This window comes from Citricoccus muralis (genome assembly GCF_029637705.1).
Taxonomy (GTDB): domain Bacteria; phylum Actinomycetota; class Actinomycetes; order Actinomycetales; family Micrococcaceae; genus CmP2.
In genome coordinates, this window is the sequence record NZ_CP121252.1 from 721,877 (window position 1) to 737,271 (window position 15,395).

At 64.3% G+C, this 15,395-nt stretch carries 17 protein-coding genes and 2 tRNA genes; 13 read left to right on the top strand and 6 right to left on the bottom strand.

Annotated elements, in window-relative coordinates; all coding sequences use genetic code 11:
- Window positions 1-32 precede the first annotated feature (32 nt).
- Genes P8192_RS03305 through P8192_RS03315 form a run of 3 tightly spaced genes read left to right on the top strand, consistent with a single transcriptional unit; the run spans window position 33 to window position 3,128 of the window.
- Window positions 33-1,538, top strand: a complete 1,506-nt coding sequence (locus P8192_RS03305) for a polysaccharide biosynthesis tyrosine autokinase (protein WP_278158493.1) — start codon at window positions 33-35, stop codon at window positions 1,536-1,538.
- Entirely contained in the window at window positions 1,520-2,122 is a 603-nt protein-coding gene (locus tag P8192_RS03310) for a low molecular weight phosphatase family protein (protein ID WP_278158495.1), read from the top strand. The genes P8192_RS03305 and P8192_RS03310 overlap by 19 nt, the downstream gene beginning before the upstream one ends.
- A gap of 13 nt (window positions 2,123-2,135) precedes the next feature.
- On the top strand, window positions 2,136-3,128 hold the full coding sequence (locus tag P8192_RS03315; RefSeq protein ID WP_278158497.1) for a diacylglycerol/lipid kinase family protein: 993 nt from the start codon (window positions 2,136-2,138) through the stop codon (window positions 3,126-3,128).
- On the opposite strand, the gene rlmH is transcribed toward P8192_RS03315, so the two are convergent.
- Entirely contained in the window at window positions 3,116-3,574 is a 459-nt protein-coding gene (rlmH, locus tag P8192_RS03320; RefSeq protein ID WP_278158499.1) for a 23S rRNA (pseudouridine(1915)-N(3))-methyltransferase RlmH, read from the bottom strand. The two genes, P8192_RS03315 and rlmH, sit on opposite strands and share 13 nt — an antisense overlap.
- Before the next feature lie 143 nt (window positions 3,575-3,717).
- Here rlmH and P8192_RS03325 point away from each other — a divergent pair, with 143 nt between their 5' ends.
- Together P8192_RS03325 and P8192_RS03330 are read left to right on the top strand one after the other, a co-directional pair.
- On the top strand, window positions 3,718-5,070 hold the full coding sequence (locus tag P8192_RS03325) for a sodium/glutamate symporter (protein WP_278158501.1): 1,353 nt from the start codon (window positions 3,718-3,720) through the stop codon (window positions 5,068-5,070).
- A gap of 227 nt (window positions 5,071-5,297) precedes the next feature.
- Window positions 5,298-5,753: a DoxX family protein gene (locus tag P8192_RS03330; protein WP_278158503.1), complete on the top strand. Its 456-nt coding sequence runs from the start codon at window positions 5,298-5,300 to the stop codon at window positions 5,751-5,753.
- Between the two features lie 55 nt (window positions 5,754-5,808).
- Here the strand turns inward: P8192_RS03330 and P8192_RS03335 are convergent, their stop codons facing one another.
- From P8192_RS03335 to tadA, 3 genes are all read right to left on the bottom strand, one after another.
- Window positions 5,809-6,048, bottom strand: a complete 240-nt coding sequence (locus tag P8192_RS03335; protein WP_278158505.1) for a hypothetical protein — start codon at window positions 6,046-6,048, stop codon at window positions 5,809-5,811.
- 121 nt (window positions 6,049-6,169) lie between these two features.
- Window positions 6,170-6,260, bottom strand: a tRNA-Ser gene (locus P8192_RS03340).
- A gap of 81 nt (window positions 6,261-6,341) precedes the next feature.
- Window positions 6,342-6,848, bottom strand: a complete 507-nt coding sequence (tadA, locus tag P8192_RS03345; RefSeq protein WP_431521133.1) for a tRNA adenosine(34) deaminase TadA — start codon at window positions 6,846-6,848, stop codon at window positions 6,342-6,344.
- Between the two features lie 54 nt (window positions 6,849-6,902).
- Between tadA and upp the strand changes: the two genes are divergently transcribed.
- The 7 genes from upp to P8192_RS03380 all read left to right on the top strand — a co-directional run bounded on the left by upp (window position 6,903) and on the right by P8192_RS03380 (window position 12,591).
- Window positions 6,903-7,538, top strand: a complete 636-nt coding sequence (gene upp / locus P8192_RS03350; protein ID WP_270106128.1) for a uracil phosphoribosyltransferase — start codon at window positions 6,903-6,905, stop codon at window positions 7,536-7,538.
- 347 nt (window positions 7,539-7,885) lie between these two features.
- On the top strand, window positions 7,886-8,710 hold the full coding sequence (locus tag P8192_RS03355; protein ID WP_270106127.1) for a winged helix-turn-helix domain-containing protein: 825 nt from the start codon (window positions 7,886-7,888) through the stop codon (window positions 8,708-8,710).
- 99 nt (window positions 8,711-8,809) lie between these two features.
- On the top strand, window positions 8,810-9,274 hold the full coding sequence (locus P8192_RS03360) for a carboxymuconolactone decarboxylase family protein (protein WP_278158508.1): 465 nt from the start codon (window positions 8,810-8,812) through the stop codon (window positions 9,272-9,274).
- 70 nt (window positions 9,275-9,344) lie between these two features.
- A complete protein-coding gene (locus P8192_RS03365) occupies window positions 9,345-10,475 on the top strand; it encodes a pirin family protein (protein WP_278158510.1) in 1,131 nt (376 codons plus the stop codon).
- Window positions 10,476-10,502: 27 nt separating this feature from the next.
- Window positions 10,503-10,835 carry a GNAT family N-acetyltransferase gene (locus P8192_RS03370; RefSeq protein ID WP_278158512.1) on the top strand — a complete coding sequence of 111 codons (333 nt, stop codon included), beginning with the start codon at window positions 10,503-10,505 and terminating at the stop codon, window positions 10,833-10,835.
- 48 nt (window positions 10,836-10,883) lie between these two features.
- Entirely contained in the window at window positions 10,884-12,050 is a 1,167-nt protein-coding gene (locus tag P8192_RS03375) for an N-acetylglucosamine-6-phosphate deacetylase (protein ID WP_278158514.1), read from the top strand.
- Between the two features lie 4 nt (window positions 12,051-12,054).
- Window positions 12,055-12,591: a SixA phosphatase family protein gene (locus P8192_RS03380; RefSeq protein WP_270106122.1), complete on the top strand. Its 537-nt coding sequence runs from the start codon at window positions 12,055-12,057 to the stop codon at window positions 12,589-12,591.
- Window positions 12,592-12,677: 86 nt separating this feature from the next.
- Here P8192_RS03380 and P8192_RS03385 read toward each other — a convergent pair.
- Window positions 12,678-12,751 (bottom strand) — tRNA-Arg (locus P8192_RS03385).
- Window positions 12,752-13,039: 288 nt separating this feature from the next.
- On the opposite strand from P8192_RS03385, the gene P8192_RS03390 reads away from it, so the two are divergent.
- Window positions 13,040-14,878, top strand: coding sequence for a phosphoenolpyruvate carboxykinase (GTP) (locus tag P8192_RS03390; protein ID WP_270106120.1), 1,839 nt, complete (start codon window positions 13,040-13,042; stop codon window positions 14,876-14,878).
- A 48-nt stretch (window positions 14,879-14,926) separates the two neighbouring features.
- On the opposite strand, the gene P8192_RS03395 is transcribed toward P8192_RS03390, so the two are convergent.
- A complete protein-coding gene (locus tag P8192_RS03395; protein WP_278158517.1) occupies window positions 14,927-15,295 on the bottom strand; it encodes a hypothetical protein in 369 nt (122 codons plus the stop codon).
- Between the last annotated feature and the right edge of the window lie 100 nt (window positions 15,296-15,395).

Genomic DNA, 15,395 nt, shown 5'->3' on the forward strand with positions numbered 1-15,395 from the left:
GGTGACGACCTCGGCCCGAAAGGAATCTGCTCATGGAATTGCGCGAATACATGCGAATTCTGCTCCAGAGCTGGTGGCTGGTTGTGACCATGACCCTGGCCGGAGTCCTCGCGGCGGGGGCGTTCTCGATGCTCGTCACACCTCGATATGAGGCGACGTCGCAACTGTACGTGTCCGTCCGTCATGATGAGGCCGACACCGCCAGCGACCTGGTGCAGGGTGCGACCTTCGCTCAGCAGTCGGTCAACAGCTACATCGACCTGGCGACGAGCGCAATCGTGCTCGACAACGTCATCGATGAACTCGACCTGGATACCACCAGCACCTCTCTGCGCGATTCGCTGTCGGTCGCCTCCCCGGAAAACACGGTACTGATCTCGATCACCGCTAGCGATGAGAATCCGGGCGAGGCCTCGGCGCTGGCCAATACCACCGGCGAGGTCTTCTCCCGGGTGGTGGAGAACGAGATCGAGGTGGCCGACGCGAACGGTGTCAGCCCTATCCAGGTGCGAATGATCCAGCCGGCACCGGTGCCCGAGGCTCCCGTCAGCCCGAACATCCCCATCAATATCGCCGTGGGACTGCTGTTGGGATTGGCTGTCGGCGTCGGCATCGCCCTGCTGCGCTCCGTGCTGGACACCCGCATCCGCTCGATCCGCGACATCGAGCAGCTCACGGACGCCCCGATCCTGGGACGCATTCCCGTGGACCCCGAGGTCGCCACCCGCCCGCTGATCGTGCACTCGGACGCGATGAGCCCGCGCGCAGAGTCGTTCCGCAGCCTACGCACGAATCTGCAGTTCATCGGTGCGGCAGGCAGTCAGCGCGTCGTCGTGGTGACCAGTGCGATGCCCAGCGAAGGCAAAACCAACACCGTGACCAACCTGGCGATCGCGCTCGCCGACAACGGCGCAAGCGTGGTGCTGGTGGATGCCGATCTGCGCAATCCCACCGTGGCCGACGTGATGGGAATTGAAGGCGGAGTGGGGCTCACCGATGTGCTCATTGGCCGTGCGGACCTCTCCGAGGTGCTGCAGCACTGGGGCCGCCGGAAGCTGGAGATCCTGCCCTCGGGCGCGATTCCTCCGAACCCCAGTGAGTTGCTGGGCTCCGCCGCCATGGAAGCGCTGCTGGGCCGGCTGGGCTCGAGAGTCGACTACGTGCTCATCGATTCCCCGCCGCTGCTGCCGGTCACCGACGCCGCCGTGATGTCGAAGTTCGCCACCGGGACGGTGCTGGTGGTGACCCCGGAGAGCACCAAGCGCCCGCAATTCTCCGCCGCCCTGGATACGCTGCACACCATCGACAGTCGACTGCTTGGCGTGGTGGCCACCAAGATGCCGGCGAAGGGCGCCGACCGGGCACTCTATCCGCACTACCGCTACGAGCGGGCGCGCACCGGGGCATCACCTGATCACCTGGACCGCGACACGGCGGAATCGGCGGTCGATTTCGGTCCCACGGTGCACGCCACGGAGATCGAAACCCCGGCGTCGACGATGGGTGCTCAGGACTCCCGATGGCGCATCGGATCCTGACCGTCTGCACCGGCAACATCTGCCGCTCGCCCATCGCGGAGCATCTCCTCACCACTCACCTCGCCCACCACGACATCACCGTGACCAGTGCGGGCACCCACGCCATGGTGGGCTGCGCTATGCCCGGACAGGCGCGACACTGGTCGTTACTGCTGGGTGGCCACGGCGCGAAAGAACACCGCGGAGTTCAACTCACTGCCGCGCAGATTCAGGACGCCGACCTGGTGCTAGCACTAGATCGCCAGCACCGGCGCACTGTGGTGGAACTACATCCACCCGCCAGCCGGTATTGCTTCACGTTGCTCGAATTCGCCCATATCGTCAGCACCATGACCGAAGACAAGATGACGGAAGAATTAGCACCACCGGGGAGCGGGCAGGAAGGCTCCGTCATGGCCCGAGTGGTCGCACTGGTGGGATCGATGCGCGGGGTAGTGCCGCCACTGGACCACCGTGACGACTACGACGTCGTCGATCCGTATCTTGGATCCGACGACATGTACGCCCACGCCGCGAAGGTCATCGAGACGGCGGTGCTGCGGATCGCCGGCTTTGTCGACCAGGTGGCGCACCGACCCGCATAGTAGCGTGGAGTCCATGCCACGACGACGCCGCATTCTGGTGCTGCTGAACCCCCATGCGGGACGCGGCGCGTTGGGTGGGGTGACCCCTCAACAGTTCAGTGATGACGCCGGGATTGACGCGGAGATCATCGTCCCGGACCCTGACGACCACGCGGTGCAGATGGCTCAGGCGCGCCGCGAACTTGCCGAGGGCGTGGACGCGGTGCTGGTGCGTGGCGGCGACGGCATGGTGGCTGCCGGAGTGAACCTGGTGGCGCAGACCGAAGTGCCATTAGGCGTGATCCCGGCAGGAACGGGCAACGACTTCGTTCGCGCCGCACGCCTGCCCCTCTCTTCACCGGCGGCACTGCAGCACCTCCTCACCGCCCTGCGTGCACCCGAGCTGACCACCGTTGCCGTCGATGCGCTGCATGTCATCCTGCGCGCCCCCGGCGTGACACGCGAATGGTGGGTGGCCAACTCGCTGAACATCGGTTTCGACGCAGAAGTCAACCAACGTGCCGAAACGCTGCGGCACATCCCCGGATCGCTGCGCTATCTGGTGGGATTGGTCCAATCCCTACCCAGGTTCCACACCCGACGCATGCGACTGCAGCTCGACGAGGTCGCCCATGACCTCGACGTCGCACTCATCTGCGTGCACAACGGAGGTTATATTGGCGGCGGGATTCCGCTGAACACGCAGGCGAAGCACGACGACGGGGTACTGAATGTCTCCACGGTGGGACGAGTCTCCCGCACCGGGGTGACCCTGTTGTTCCCGCTCGTCTACCTGGGTGCGCATCGGCTCTTGCGGCCGCTGAGTGCCCATCAAGCCACCCGACTGCGCATCCACATCCCCGCGGGTGTTCCGGTGTACGCGGACGGAGAAGCCGTCCACGCACCCCCGCTCGGCACCCCATCCGCCACCGAGGATGCGGGGAACCATGAGCTACAGGTGCAGGTCGTGCCCGGGGCCGTACGCCTCATTCACTCAGAGACAGTTCGCCACACTCAGACGTGGTGATAAGGGCGCCCCCCGGAAATCTCCTGGGCACGATACAGCTGCTCCGCCAACACCAGGCGCACCAACTGATGTGGGAACACCAACTTCGACAGCGACCACACCAGATTTGCGCGCTGATGCACCCGGTCATCCACGCCGTAGGCGCCGCCGATCACCAGCACTACATGCTGACCGGTATCGAACCGAGACTGCACGTGCTCGGCCAGCCGCTCCGAGGTCAGGTTCGTGCCGCGCTCGTCCAATAGGATCAGCTGATCCGTGGGAGAGATCTTCGCTAGGATCCGTTCCGACTCTTCTGCCCGGGCGTGATCGTGCTGGCGGGCCGAATGTGGCAGCAACTGCCAGGTCACGGTGTAGGGCTTTTTCAGCCGTTTCTCATACCGTTCAATACCCTCCTGCACCCAGGATTCATGCTTGCGTCCGACGGCGAGGATGGTAACGGCCATGGATACTAGTCTAGACTTCCTCTGTCCTACAGGGACGACGCTGGCGCACCCGTGCTGGCACGCTCACCACCACCGCGCGTCGAATGCGCATCACCACCGCGCAACGCGTGACACCAACGTAGTCGACGTCGAAGGAGACGACTGTGGAATTCACCCCTTGGGTGCTGCTGATCGATGCTGGTCTGATCGGCGTCCTGCTGGCTATCGGAACCTGGCTTCGGGCCGTGATCCCGTGGCTACAGACCATGATGATTCCCGCCTCGGTGATGGCCGGCATTCTGGGTCTGGCCTTCGGTCCTAACGGGCTGGGCTTGATCCCCTTCTCGGAGTACATGGGCACTTATGGCTCTGTGCTGATTGCCGTGGTGTTCGCTTGCATTGCGCTGACCGATGACTTCAATATCTTCAAAATCGGACGCAACGTCGCATCCTTCTCCGCCTACGGTGTGCTGATGTACTCGTTGCAGGTCGCTCTGGGTATGGCACTGGTGCTGATGCTCATCGGCCCGCTCTTTGACGCTCCCGACAGCATCGGCGTGTTGCTCTTCGCCGGCTGGGCGGGTGGTTTTGGTTCCGCCGCTGCTATTGGTGACGTCTTCACCCAGCAGGCGGGCGACCCCGAGATGGCCTCGCTGGCCTACACTGCCGCAACCGTCGGCCTGATCGTCGGCGTCGTCGGCGGCATCATTCAGGCCAAGATCGGCGCCTCCCGCGGCCACGCCAAGGCTTTCCGTGGCATGAAGTCTCTGCCCGAAGACATGCGCACCGGCCTGATCCGCAAAGTGGAGGAACGCCCGGCCATCGGCCAGCATACTTTCTCCGGTGCCTCCGTGGAGTCACTGGCATTCCAGGTCGGTGTCGTTTCTGCTATTGCCGCCGGTGCCTACGGCGTGACCTTGCTGGTCACCTCGCAGTGGGAAGACCTGACGATCCCCGTGTTCTCCGTAGCGTTCGTGATCGGTTTGATCGTGCGCTCGGTGATGACCCGCACCAAGGTCTCTACCTACCTCGACCGCGGATCGCTGAACTCCGTGGCCGGTTCCGCCACCGACATCCTCATCGTCTGCGGTATCGCCTCCATCGCTCCGGCCATCGTTGCCGGTTACTGGGTCGAGCTGCTGATCCTCTTCGGCTTCGGCCTGGCCCTGTGCCTGGTGCTGGGCCTGGTGGTCGCACCGCGGCTGATGCGGGATGGCTGGTTCGAGAAGCAACTGTTCACCTGGGGTTGGGCCACCGGTGCAGTGTCCACCGGCGTGGCGCTGCTGCGCATTACCGACCCCAAGCTGGAATCCGGGACGATGGAAGAGTTCGGCGTGGCCTACATTCCGGTCACCCCCGTCGAGATCGCTGCGGTGACGTTCGTTCCGCTGCTGGTGATCGCCGGTTCCGCCTGGCTGGTGGTGGGCATCTGGGGCGCGATCGCCGTCGTCGCCATGGTTGCCGCGTTCTTCATTATTCGCGCCAACAAACGCGACGCCGCGGCGGTATCTGCCTGACCTCCACTCGAGGCAAGACATCTCAGGTCACGCGCGTGACCTTTATCGCAACACACTGGGCCACCCGAACGAGCTCCGTTCGTTCGGGTGGCCCAGTTTTCTGCGTCTTTGAGATCTGAAATACCAGAGTTTGCCTGAGAATCTCTGAGGCCGGTGTTGGTCCGGAAAATCCCAGGGTCCGGTTGCTACCGTCTGCCCGTGTCCAGACCAAAGAGAGGAAGCTTCGCATGGCTCAGACTCAGAACCCGTACGCCCAGCTCGTCCGCACACCCCCGCTGGTCGCCGACATCGCGCTACTAGCGGCCCGCATTGCCCTCGGGCTGATCATGATGGCCCACGGTTGGCAGAAGCTCGACGAGTGGGGCCTGGCTGGTACCGGAGAATCCTTCGAGCAGATGGGGGTGCCCGCGCCGCACATGTCAGCCACCATAGCCGCCGGCGTGGAATTCGGCGGGGGAGCGCTGCTGATCCTCGGGCTGTTGACGCCGCTGGCCGGCATTGCTATTACCGCGGTGATGGCCGGTGCCTGGGGCATCGCGCACTGGACTGACACCGTGTTCGTGGACCAGGGCGGTTGGGAATTGGTTGCCGCTCTCACCGTGGGTGCCCTGGTGATCGCCGTCGTCGGCCCCGGACGCCTCAGTATCGACGCGCTGTTTACTCGCCGTCGTCGGGGTCGGTGAATTCGGCCAGCGGCATGAGATCGCCGGCCGCCGGCTACGGAAGATCGTGCGTTGGTCAGCTCTCACCCTTCGGATTGTCGGAGAGCCCTCCTTGGATAATGATCCCGCGGGGAGACACCTCGAGCAGGTGCACCGAGATCCGCTGATGAAGCGACGCGTGGAAGGCGAAGCGGTCCGTGAGATAGCCGAGTCCGATCTCTTCGAGCCGCTGCTCAGCGCTGAACCAATCAACCGGCTCGTTTCGACCCTCAAGAGGTCGACCGTGGCGAAATTCTCGCCCTCTGGCACGATCCATCCCAGGAGCACCTTGTCGTGGCGGTAGTGCTCGATCCGCTCTGGGGGAAAACCGTAGACTCGAGCGTACGACGAAGACCCCTGTTCCCGCATGATTCTGCGGAGACAGGGGTCTTGTCAGCTGGCGGTGACGGTGGGATTTGAACCCACGGTACGGGGTTACCGTACACAACATTTCGAGTGTTGCACCTTCGGCCGCTCGGACACGTCACCATCTCGAGTGGTGAAACTCGACTTGGTTAGCTTACCGGTTCGCCACCAGTGGGCAAAACCGAGTTGAACACATTCGACCGATTAGTTGCGGCGACGCTCGTCGAAGAAGTCGGTGAGCAGCGCAGCGCACTCGGATTCCAGCACGCCCGGATGCACCTGAACCTCATGATTCAGTCGAGGCTCCCTCACGACATCGAAGACGGATCCACAGGCACCAGCTTTCTCGTCCCAGGCGCCGAACACCAGCCGGGGGATCCGAGCCAGCACGATCGCCCCGGCGCACATGGCACACGGCTCCAGCGTGACGATCAGGGTGCAATCATCCAGACGCCAACTGTGCTCCTGGTTGGGGTGCCGTTGTGCCCGATGGTGAGCCGCGCGACGCAGTGCCAGCACCTCGGCATGGGCGGTGGGATCGCCGTGCTGTTCTCGCTCATTGGCGCCGGTGCCGATGATGTTTCCGGCGGCGTCGACGACCACCGCGCCGATGGGCACATCCCCGCGGTCACCAGCGTTCTCAGCGAGTTCGATCGCCTCCTGCATCCAGCCGCGCAGGGCGGTGTCGTCAGGGACCGGGAGCAGGCTCATGACTGGAAGTATAGGGCGCCTTGTACTTGCGCGACCTGCCGTAGACTCGTGGCCATGCAGGTACACGTTGTTGAGCACCCACTGATCGCCCACAAATTGACGGAGCTGCGTCGCCAGGAAACGCCCTCCAATATCTTCCGCCAGCTCACCGAGGAACTGGTGATGCTGTTGGCCTACGAGGCCACCCGGAACCTGGAATTGGAGGACGTCGAAATCCAAACGCCGGTCACCAAGACGGTGGGCAAACGTGTGATGCGTCCGCGCCCGCTAGTGGTCCCGATTCTGCGCGCGGGTCTGGGTATGCTCGAGGGTATGGTGCGCATGGCACCCACTGCTGAAGTCGGCTTCCTGGGCATGGCGCGCAATGAGGAAACCCTCGACATCGTGACCTACGCCGAGCGGCTGCCCGCCGACCTGACTGGTCGCCACGTGTTCGTGCTGGACCCGATGCTCGCCACCGGCGGCACCCTGGCCGAATCGATCAACTTCTTGTACCAGCGCAATGCGCGTCGGGTGACTTGCATCTGCCTGCTCGGTGCACCTGAAGGTCTGGCTCGGCTCGAAGAATCCCACGGTGACGTCGACGTCGACCTCTACTTGGCTTCCATTGACGAGAAGCTCACGGACAAAGCGTATATCTACCCTGGCCTGGGAGATGCTGGAGATCGCCTGTACGGCGTCGCAGAATAATTCGGGCCCGATGGGAGCTGGTGCTGGTGAATTCCGCGAGGTTCCGCTCAAGCACGTATCGGGTCATCGCACAAGGTGAGACGAATGGTACCGAATATTACGAGTGAGTTTTGTCACAAAAGCACCGAAGTATTCCACATAGTGAGACATTGGGGCTTATGTTACTTGCCACGACGGTTTATGACGGACCACTGTTGAGTAAAGAAATTCCGAGATGCGCTTTGCAGGGAACCTACAGGCTCCCGCGCGTCCGTCACCGCCGGTGAGGTAATACCGCTGCTCATGGCAACCCTGTGGTCAGCACCATTCCGTAGCCGAAGGTACCTGTTCATCAAAGGAATCGATCAATGACAACTTCACCGCAGGGATACGTTCACATCTCCGTTCGCAACGCTCAGCGTCGAGCCGAACGAGCGCGAATGTATCGCAACCACGGTGGCGCCACTCCGGTGGCGACGCAGCGCACTTTGCGCTCCGTCAGCGATGTGGAGTCGGATGAACAGCATTTCACCGGCGAAGAGCCCAGCACCATGTTGGCTCCCAACGGGGCGTCGAACCTGCAGGCCGTGGCCCAGGAAACCGAAGCCCGCGGCTTCGTCATCTACGTGGGCATGGACGAGGCAGCCGCCTCCGCAGCTGGCACCTCGCTGACCCGCCTGGCCAACGAACTGCGCCACTATGTGGAATCCCTGGTTCCCGGTGCCGATTCTCACGCCGCCGTGGCCATCGCCCCGGCCGGTGCCCCTGGTGACGATCTCGAGGTCGTGCGTCAGGTACTCGGCGACCCGACCATGCAGCAGAGCATCCGCCCGGATCTCGCCCAGCCGCCGGCTCCAGTGTCGACCCGCCAGCCGGGCGTGCTGATCGATCTGGCCCGCCGCGAAGTGCTGCTCGATGGCGAAGCCCTGAACCTCACCTACAAGGAATTCGAGCTGCTCAACTACCTCGTCGAAAATGGCGGGCGCACCGTCAACCGCGACGAGTTGCTGGAATCCCTGTGGAAGAACTCCGATGAGGTCCCCAACGAGCGCACCATCGACGTGCACATCCGTCGTCTGCGGGCCAAGCTTGGCCGTCTTTCCGGCACCGTGCGCACCGTACGCGGCCAGGGGTACCGGTTCTACGAGCACCCGGAGGTCGTCGTCTGGGCGGCTCCCGAATACAGCATCTGATCAGTTCACCTGACTGATTTATCCTTCACGGGGCGCGGAATATCTCCGCGCCCCGTGAGGTTTCTCCAGCAGTAGCATTCGCATCGCTTGGAGGAATTCGTGGACGCACTGTCCTTCTATCTCGACAAGTCAGATCCTGGCGCGTGGAAAGCCGTCGGTCAGTTGGCCACCGCAGCGACCGGCTCGGCCCGTGCCGCAGGACTCGACGACCAGCTCATCGAGTTGGTGAACATTCGGGTCTCCCAAATCAACGGCTGCGCTTACTGCCTCGATGTGCACCTGCCCCGCGCCGAACAAGCCGGGGTGTCCTCGCAGCGTCTGGGCACGGTAGCGGCCTGGCGCGAAGCCGAGCAACTCTTCTCCGAGGAGGAACGCGCTGCGCTGGATCTGGCCGAGGCTGTGACGCGGCTGCCCGACCAGGAGAGCCTGCACGTCTCCCAGATCATGGCGGCCGCTGTACTCACCGATGCCCAGTACTCGGCTGTGCAATGGTTGGCGATGACGATGAACCTCACCAACCGGATCTCGATCCTCTCCCACCACCCGGTGAAGCTGCGCTCCTAACCGGCGAGCGGTGGGCAGGCCTGCCCGTTTCGCCGCGGAATGTGGAGAATGGAAACATCGAGGGGAAACGATGACGAATCTTGAGAAGAATCCGGAAGAAACGATCTGCGAGAACGGCCCCCGGTTCACCGAGGGACTGACCCCGGGAGTGCGCCGCGAGTCCGCTGACGACGCCGCGGGCAACAGTGTGGTTGAGGTGCTCGAACCACGGGACGTCCCGCTGGGCGGACCCCGGGCCATGACGGTGCGCCGGACTCTGCCACAACGAGCACGGTCCCTGGTGGGAGCGTGGTGCTTCCTCGATTTCTTCGGACCAGACGACGTCGCCGAAAGCGGCGGCATGCAGGTCGCACGCCACCCGCACACCGGGCTGGCCACCGTCTCCTGGTTGTTCGAGGGGCGGGTGGACCACATCGACTCGGCCGGAAACTGGGCCACCGTACGTCCCGGGGAAGTCAACCTGATGAACGCCGGCCGCGGCATCACCCATTCGGAGCACTCCACGGATGACACCACGGTGCTCCACGGGGTGCAGCTCTGGTACGCCTTTCCCGACGCCCACCGGTTTACGGACCCCTCGCTCGCGCACCACCGACCCACACCGATTCGCGGGGATGGGTTCGAAGCCAAAGTGTTCCTGGGCTCCCTGCTTGGTTACACATCGCCGGTGCCGACCTACCTCCCGCTGACCGGCGCTGAGATTCGGCTGGAGCCCGGCGCCGAACTCGTTGTCGAGGTGCCGGCCGAACATGAACACGGAGTTCTGGCGGTATCCGCTGCGTTGCAGCTCAACGGGGTCACCGTGGAGAAGGACCACCTCGGCGTCGTCGACGACGGAGCCACGCGCCTGACGATCACCGCCGGAGACGAGCCCACCTTGGCCGTGCTCATTGGCGGGGAACCGCTGGGCGAGCAGATCGTGATGTGGTGGAATTTCATCGGCCGCAGCCACGAAGAAATCCTCACCTTTCGGGCGGCTTATCAGCAGGAGATGGGCTTTGAAGCCCCCGCTGAGGGCTCACCCATTCCGGCGGGCCACCCGCGCGGTGCGGCCATCGCCGGGCCCGACCTCGATGCGCTGATCGGCATGCAGTACGACGATGGCCGCAGTTTCCCCCAGTTCGGCGAATTTCCACCGGGCCGCCCGGCGCCGTTGCCGGCGCCAGAACCACCCAACACCCGGATGCGGCCGCGCGGCTGAGTCCCCATTCCTCGAGAAAGGTAGACCATGAACGACCAGGCAACCCCACAGGTCATCGACCAAGACGACCGTTTCGCCGTGATCGTCGACGACGCCCGCGCCGGCTACACCATCTACGTCGACCATGAAGCGGCCGACGGAACGGTGGAGCGGATCTTCCCGCACACCAAAGTGCAGGAGGAATACGCCGGGCAGGGGCTGGCCTCCGTGCTGGTGCGCGGCGCTCTCGAAGCCACCATCGCAGCGGGTGCGCGCATCGTCCCAGTGTGCCCCTACGTCAAGGGCTGGATCGAGAAGCACCCCGACTTCGTCTCACACGTGGTCGCGCCCACCCCGACGCACCTGCAGCTGCTGCGCTGACCCGGCGCCGGCCGGCCCAGACTAACCCAGCGAACGAGAGAACCTCCTATGGTTGAGCAGCTGTCCGCCACCATCCTCGATGCCCATGGTCGGTGCGTTGGTAGCGGGCTCGTCCTGGACGACCTGGGCACCGTGGTCGACGTCGAACCACCCGTCACCCAGTCCAGCGGCGCCCCAGCATCATCGTCCCGAACGGATGCCGCCGTGTTCCCGGGACTTGTCGATGTGCACTGCCACGGCGGTGGCGGCGTCTCCTTCTCGGACGCCCCGGAGCTGCATGAGATCGCTCGGGCCGCCGAGGCTCATGGGATCAGGGGCACCCTGAACCTCGTGGGATCTCTGGTCTCACTGCCAGACCCGCTGCCCGCCATCGCCGCTCTCGCTCGGGCCTGTGATGCGGGAATTCTCGCCGGCATTCACCTCGAGGGGCCCTTCTTGAGCCCGGGTGCCTGCGGCGCGCAGGACCCTGCCGCCCTGCGGCCCGTCGATCTGGCCGACCTCGAGGCCATGCTCGACGCCGGCGGCGGCTGGGTGCGCTCGATGACCCTGGCCCCCGAACTCGACGGCGCGGCGGAGGCTGCTGCAGCATTGCATGAGTCCGGAGCCCGCCCGTCGTGGGGTCATACCGCGGCCACCGGAACCCAGGCTCGCACGGTGCTGGCCCGGACCGCGGAGCGCGGCATTCGCCAGACCGTCACCCATCTCTTCAACGCGATGCCTGCGCTGCATCATCGGCGCCCCGGGCCGGTGCTGGAGTTCCTGGCCGCGGCACGACGTGGTGCGGCGGCGGTGGAGGTCATCGGAGACGGCATCCACCTCGACCCGGACCTGGTGGGGGAGTTGCTGGGCTCGCTGGACCCCAGCTCCACCGTGATGCTGGTTTCCGATGCCATGGCCGCTGCGGGCATCGGCGACGGCGAGTACCGTCTCGGTAGTCTCGACGTTACCGTGCGCGGTGGCCGCGCAACCCTCACCGGAACCGACACCCTGGCCGGTGCCACCGCAACGCTGGGGGACCAAGTGGCAGGCTTGCTCGATGCGGGAGTTCCCGCCCCTGCACTGGCCCGGGCGAGCTGCGGCACCCCCGCCGAGGCGCTGGGTCTACCCGTACCGGCCCCGGCCGCCCTGGATGAGCCCTTCTCCGGGGTGCTGTTCTCCGGCAGTCGCCGTCGCGTATGGAAGCAAGGCAGAGAGCTTACTGCCTCGGTACAGTAGCACCATGACTACCGCGCGCGACGACCTGAAACGGCTCATCATCCTGCGGCATGCCAAGGCCGCCTGGCCGCGCGACGTCGAAGATCACGACCGTCCGCTGGCCACCCGGGGTCACCGCGACGCCCCACACGCCGGCATCTGGTTGCGTGAGGCCGGGCTGATCCCCGACGCCATCATCTGCTCCGATGCGCTGCGCACCCGCCAGACCTGCACCTGGGTGTGCTCCGAGCTGGGGGAGAAGGCGCCCACCCCCTACCTGGAGGAGCGGCTCTATCACGCCGGCCCCAGCGAGGCGCTGTCGGTGATCAACGAAACCGGAGACCAGACCCGCACCCTGCTCGTCATCGGGCATATGCCGTGGGTGCAGGAACTCGGAATGCGGATCGCCTCGGTCGATTCTGAGGAATCCGCCGTCATGGAGATGGCCGAGCGTTATCCGACCCTGGGGCTGCAGGTTTTCGAGATTCCTGGAGACTGGGCGACCCTTGATGGGCGCGATGCTCGGATGACGCACTTCACCGTGCCCCGCCACGACAGTTGACTCCGGCGCGGGGGAGGCCTCGTGGTCGGCGGACGTCGGTGGTGACTGTTAAACGACAAAACCCGCTGTCACCAGCGGGTTGATCGTGCGCCCTAAGGGATTCGAACCCCTGACCTTCTGTTCCGTAGACAGACGCTCTATCCAGCTGAGCTAAGGGCGCATCAGTCGTAACGACCTCGAATAACTATACGCACTCAGTTCGCGAATGCAAAATCGAGTTGAGCAACCGGTGCCCAGGCGGGATGCGAGCCCGCGATTTTGCGGGCGAGTGCGGGAAAGTAGTGTCACGAAACACAGGTGAGCCACCTGGTAGGATCACCGCTAAGGGCTGGCTGTGCCGGTCCGTGGGGAGTGAGGCGCGTGGTGGTGTGCACAATGTCGTGCATGCGTTGCTCTGCCGCTGAACTTCTCTGAGTTCACGTGTGTCCGCAATCATTAAAGGAACCCTATGGCTGAGAACTCCTCGTTGCCGATCGCTGACCAGGTCGAGGCGAGTGCGCCCACGTCCTACGCCAAGCTGCTCGACTGGGTCAAGGAGGTGGCCACGCTCACCGAGCCAGACTCGGTGTATTGGGTGGATGGCTCACAGGAAGAATATGACCGACTCACCGCCGAGATGGTCGAAGCAGGAACCCTGGTCAAGCTGAATCAGGAGACCTTCCCCAATTCGTATGCTGCTTTCTCCGATCCGGCCGACGTTGCCCGGGTCGAGGATCGCACGTTCATTTGCTCCGAAAACGAGCACGACGCTGGTTTCACCAACAACTGGATGGAGCCCTCCAAGATGCGCGGCATCCTGGATGACGCGTTCCGTGGCTCCATGCGCGGCCGCACCATGTACGTGATCCCGTTCGTGATGGGCCACCTCGACGCCGAGGATCCCAAATTCGGCGTGGAAATCACCGACTCCGCTTACGTCGTGGCATCCATGCGCATCATGGCCCGCATCGGTACCGAGGTGCTGAAGAAGATCGAGGAGACGGAAGCGTTCTTCGTTCCCGCACTGCACTCGGTCGGCGCCCCGCTGGAGGAAGGCCAGGAAGACGTCGCGTGGCCGTGCAACGAGACCAAGTGGATCGTGCACTTCCCCGAGGAGCGCTCCATCTACTCCTACGGTTCCGGCTACGGCGGCAACGCCCTGCTGGGCAAGAAGTGCTACGCGCTGCGCATCGCCTCGGTGATGGCTCGCGATGAGGGCTGGCTGGCCGAGCACATGCTGATCCTGCGTCTGACCAGCCCCGAGGGTAAGTCTTACACCATCTCCGGCGCCTTCCCGTCGGCCTGTGGCAAGACCAACCTGGCGCTGATCGACCCCACCATCGACGGCTGGAAGGCCGAGACGCTGGGCGATGACATCACCTGGATTCGTCCCGGGCACGACGGCGAATTCCGCGTGGTCAACCCCGAAGCCGGTTACTTCGGCGTGGCACCGGGCACCGGGTGGTCGACCAACCCGAACGCCATGCGCGCCATCACCAAGGGCAACTCCATCTTCACCAACGTCGCACTGACCGACGACGGCGGCGTCTGGTGGGAAGGCATGACCGACGAGGTCCCCGAGCACCTCATCGACTGGCAGGGCAACGACTGGTCCCCCGAATCGGACACCACCGCTGCTCACCCTAACTCGCGGTTCTGCACCCCGATCGACCAGACCGACATGCTGGCACCGGAGTACAGTGAGCCCAACGGGGTCAAACTGGATGCCATCCTCTTCGGTGGCCGCCGCAAGACCACCATCCCGCTGGTCACCGAGTCCCGCACCTGGGAAGACGGTATCTTCAAGGGCGCCACCCTGTCCTCGGAGACCACCGCCGCCGCCACCGGTGCGGTGGGCGTGGTGCGCCGCGATCCGATGGCGATGCTGCCCTTCATCGGCTACGACGCCGGCGACTACCTGAACCACTGGGTCTCGGTGTCCGGCAAGGTCGACCCGGAGAAGCTGCCCCGCATCTACCTGGTCAACTGGTTCCGTCGTAACCGCAACGGCGGCTTCGCCTGGCCGGGCTTCGGCGAGAACTCACGCGTATTGAAATGGGTTGTTGAGCGTCTCGAAGGCAAGGCTGACGCCGAGGAGACCCCCATCGGTTTCGTGCCGACTCCGGAATCTCTGGACCTGACCGGCCTCGACCTCGACCCGGAGAACCTCGAGGACGCGCTGGCCGTCAAGGCCGACGAGTGGGCCGACGAGGTCAAGCTGATCCAGGAATGGTTCGACCGCTTCGGTGACTCGCTGCCCGCATCCATCACTCAGGAACTGGATGCCCTGAAGGCCCGCCTGGGCTGATACCCACCCCGGTCGTCAGCGACGACCACCGAAGAGAGCGGCTCGCGTCTAATGCGGGTCGCTCTCTTCGGTGGTCGTCTCGCTGGCTTCGTCGCTCGTCACCTCGTGCGTGGCGGCGTAGTAGTCGTAAATGAGCTGCTCGTCTTCGGCGTCCAGTGCCCGATCCGCATCGGCGCTGGGTGCTTGCTTGATGGTCTGCTTCGAATAAGGCACCGAAAGCCCGTGCTCAGCCCAGGTCGCCTCGTGCAGCGGCACATAGGTCTCCCGGCTACCGAAAGTGCCGATGATCACCGAGACGAAACTCAGCTCCTGGGTGAGGTTGTCCGCGTAGACCTGGTGGATCCGACCAACCTTGCGCTGCCCGGCCGCCCACATGACCGCCTGATTCAGCTGGGTCGCGGTGACATTCAACGCCATGGTGACCCTCCTCATCCTCAATCACTCGTGCAGAGTGTCTTACGACGATACTGACCACCGTCGACGAAGACTATGGTTGACCCCCTGCTGTGGATAGCGA

Excerpts from the sequence above, each read along its gene's own strand:
- P8192_RS03370 (WP_278158512.1), top strand. The coding sequence starts at position 10,503 with ATGAACGACCAGGCAACCCCACAGGTCATCGACCAAGACGACCGTTTC.
- P8192_RS03310 (WP_278158495.1), top strand. The coding sequence starts at position 1,520 with ATGGCGCATCGGATCCTGACCGTCTGCACCGGCAACATCTGCCGCTCG.
- P8192_RS03315 (WP_278158497.1), top strand. The coding sequence starts at position 2,136 with ATGCCACGACGACGCCGCATTCTGGTGCTGCTGAACCCCCATGCGGGA.
- P8192_RS03355 (WP_270106127.1), top strand. The coding sequence starts at position 7,886 with ATGACAACTTCACCGCAGGGATACGTTCACATCTCCGTTCGCAACGCT.
- rlmH (WP_278158499.1), bottom strand. The coding sequence starts at position 3,574 with ATGGCCGTTACCATCCTCGCCGTCGGACGCAAGCATGAATCCTGGGTG.
- tadA (WP_431521133.1), bottom strand. The coding sequence starts at position 6,848 with ATGAGCCTGCTCCCGGTCCCTGACGACACCGCCCTGCGCGGCTGGATG.
- P8192_RS03375 (WP_278158514.1), top strand. The coding sequence starts at position 10,884 with ATGGTTGAGCAGCTGTCCGCCACCATCCTCGATGCCCATGGTCGGTGC.
- P8192_RS03330 (WP_278158503.1), top strand. The coding sequence starts at position 5,298 with ATGGCTCAGACTCAGAACCCGTACGCCCAGCTCGTCCGCACACCCCCG.
- P8192_RS03305 (WP_278158493.1), top strand. The coding sequence starts at position 33 with ATGGAATTGCGCGAATACATGCGAATTCTGCTCCAGAGCTGGTGGCTG.
- P8192_RS03335 (WP_278158505.1), bottom strand. The coding sequence starts at position 6,048 with ATGGATCGTGCCAGAGGGCGAGAATTTCGCCACGGTCGACCTCTTGAG.
- P8192_RS03390 (WP_270106120.1), top strand. The coding sequence starts at position 13,040 with ATGGCTGAGAACTCCTCGTTGCCGATCGCTGACCAGGTCGAGGCGAGT.
- P8192_RS03380 (WP_270106122.1), top strand. The coding sequence starts at position 12,055 with ATGACTACCGCGCGCGACGACCTGAAACGGCTCATCATCCTGCGGCAT.
- P8192_RS03365 (WP_278158510.1), top strand. The coding sequence starts at position 9,345 with ATGACGAATCTTGAGAAGAATCCGGAAGAAACGATCTGCGAGAACGGC.
- P8192_RS03395 (WP_278158517.1), bottom strand. The coding sequence starts at position 15,295 with ATGGCGTTGAATGTCACCGCGACCCAGCTGAATCAGGCGGTCATGTGG.
- upp (WP_270106128.1), top strand. The coding sequence starts at position 6,903 with ATGCAGGTACACGTTGTTGAGCACCCACTGATCGCCCACAAATTGACG.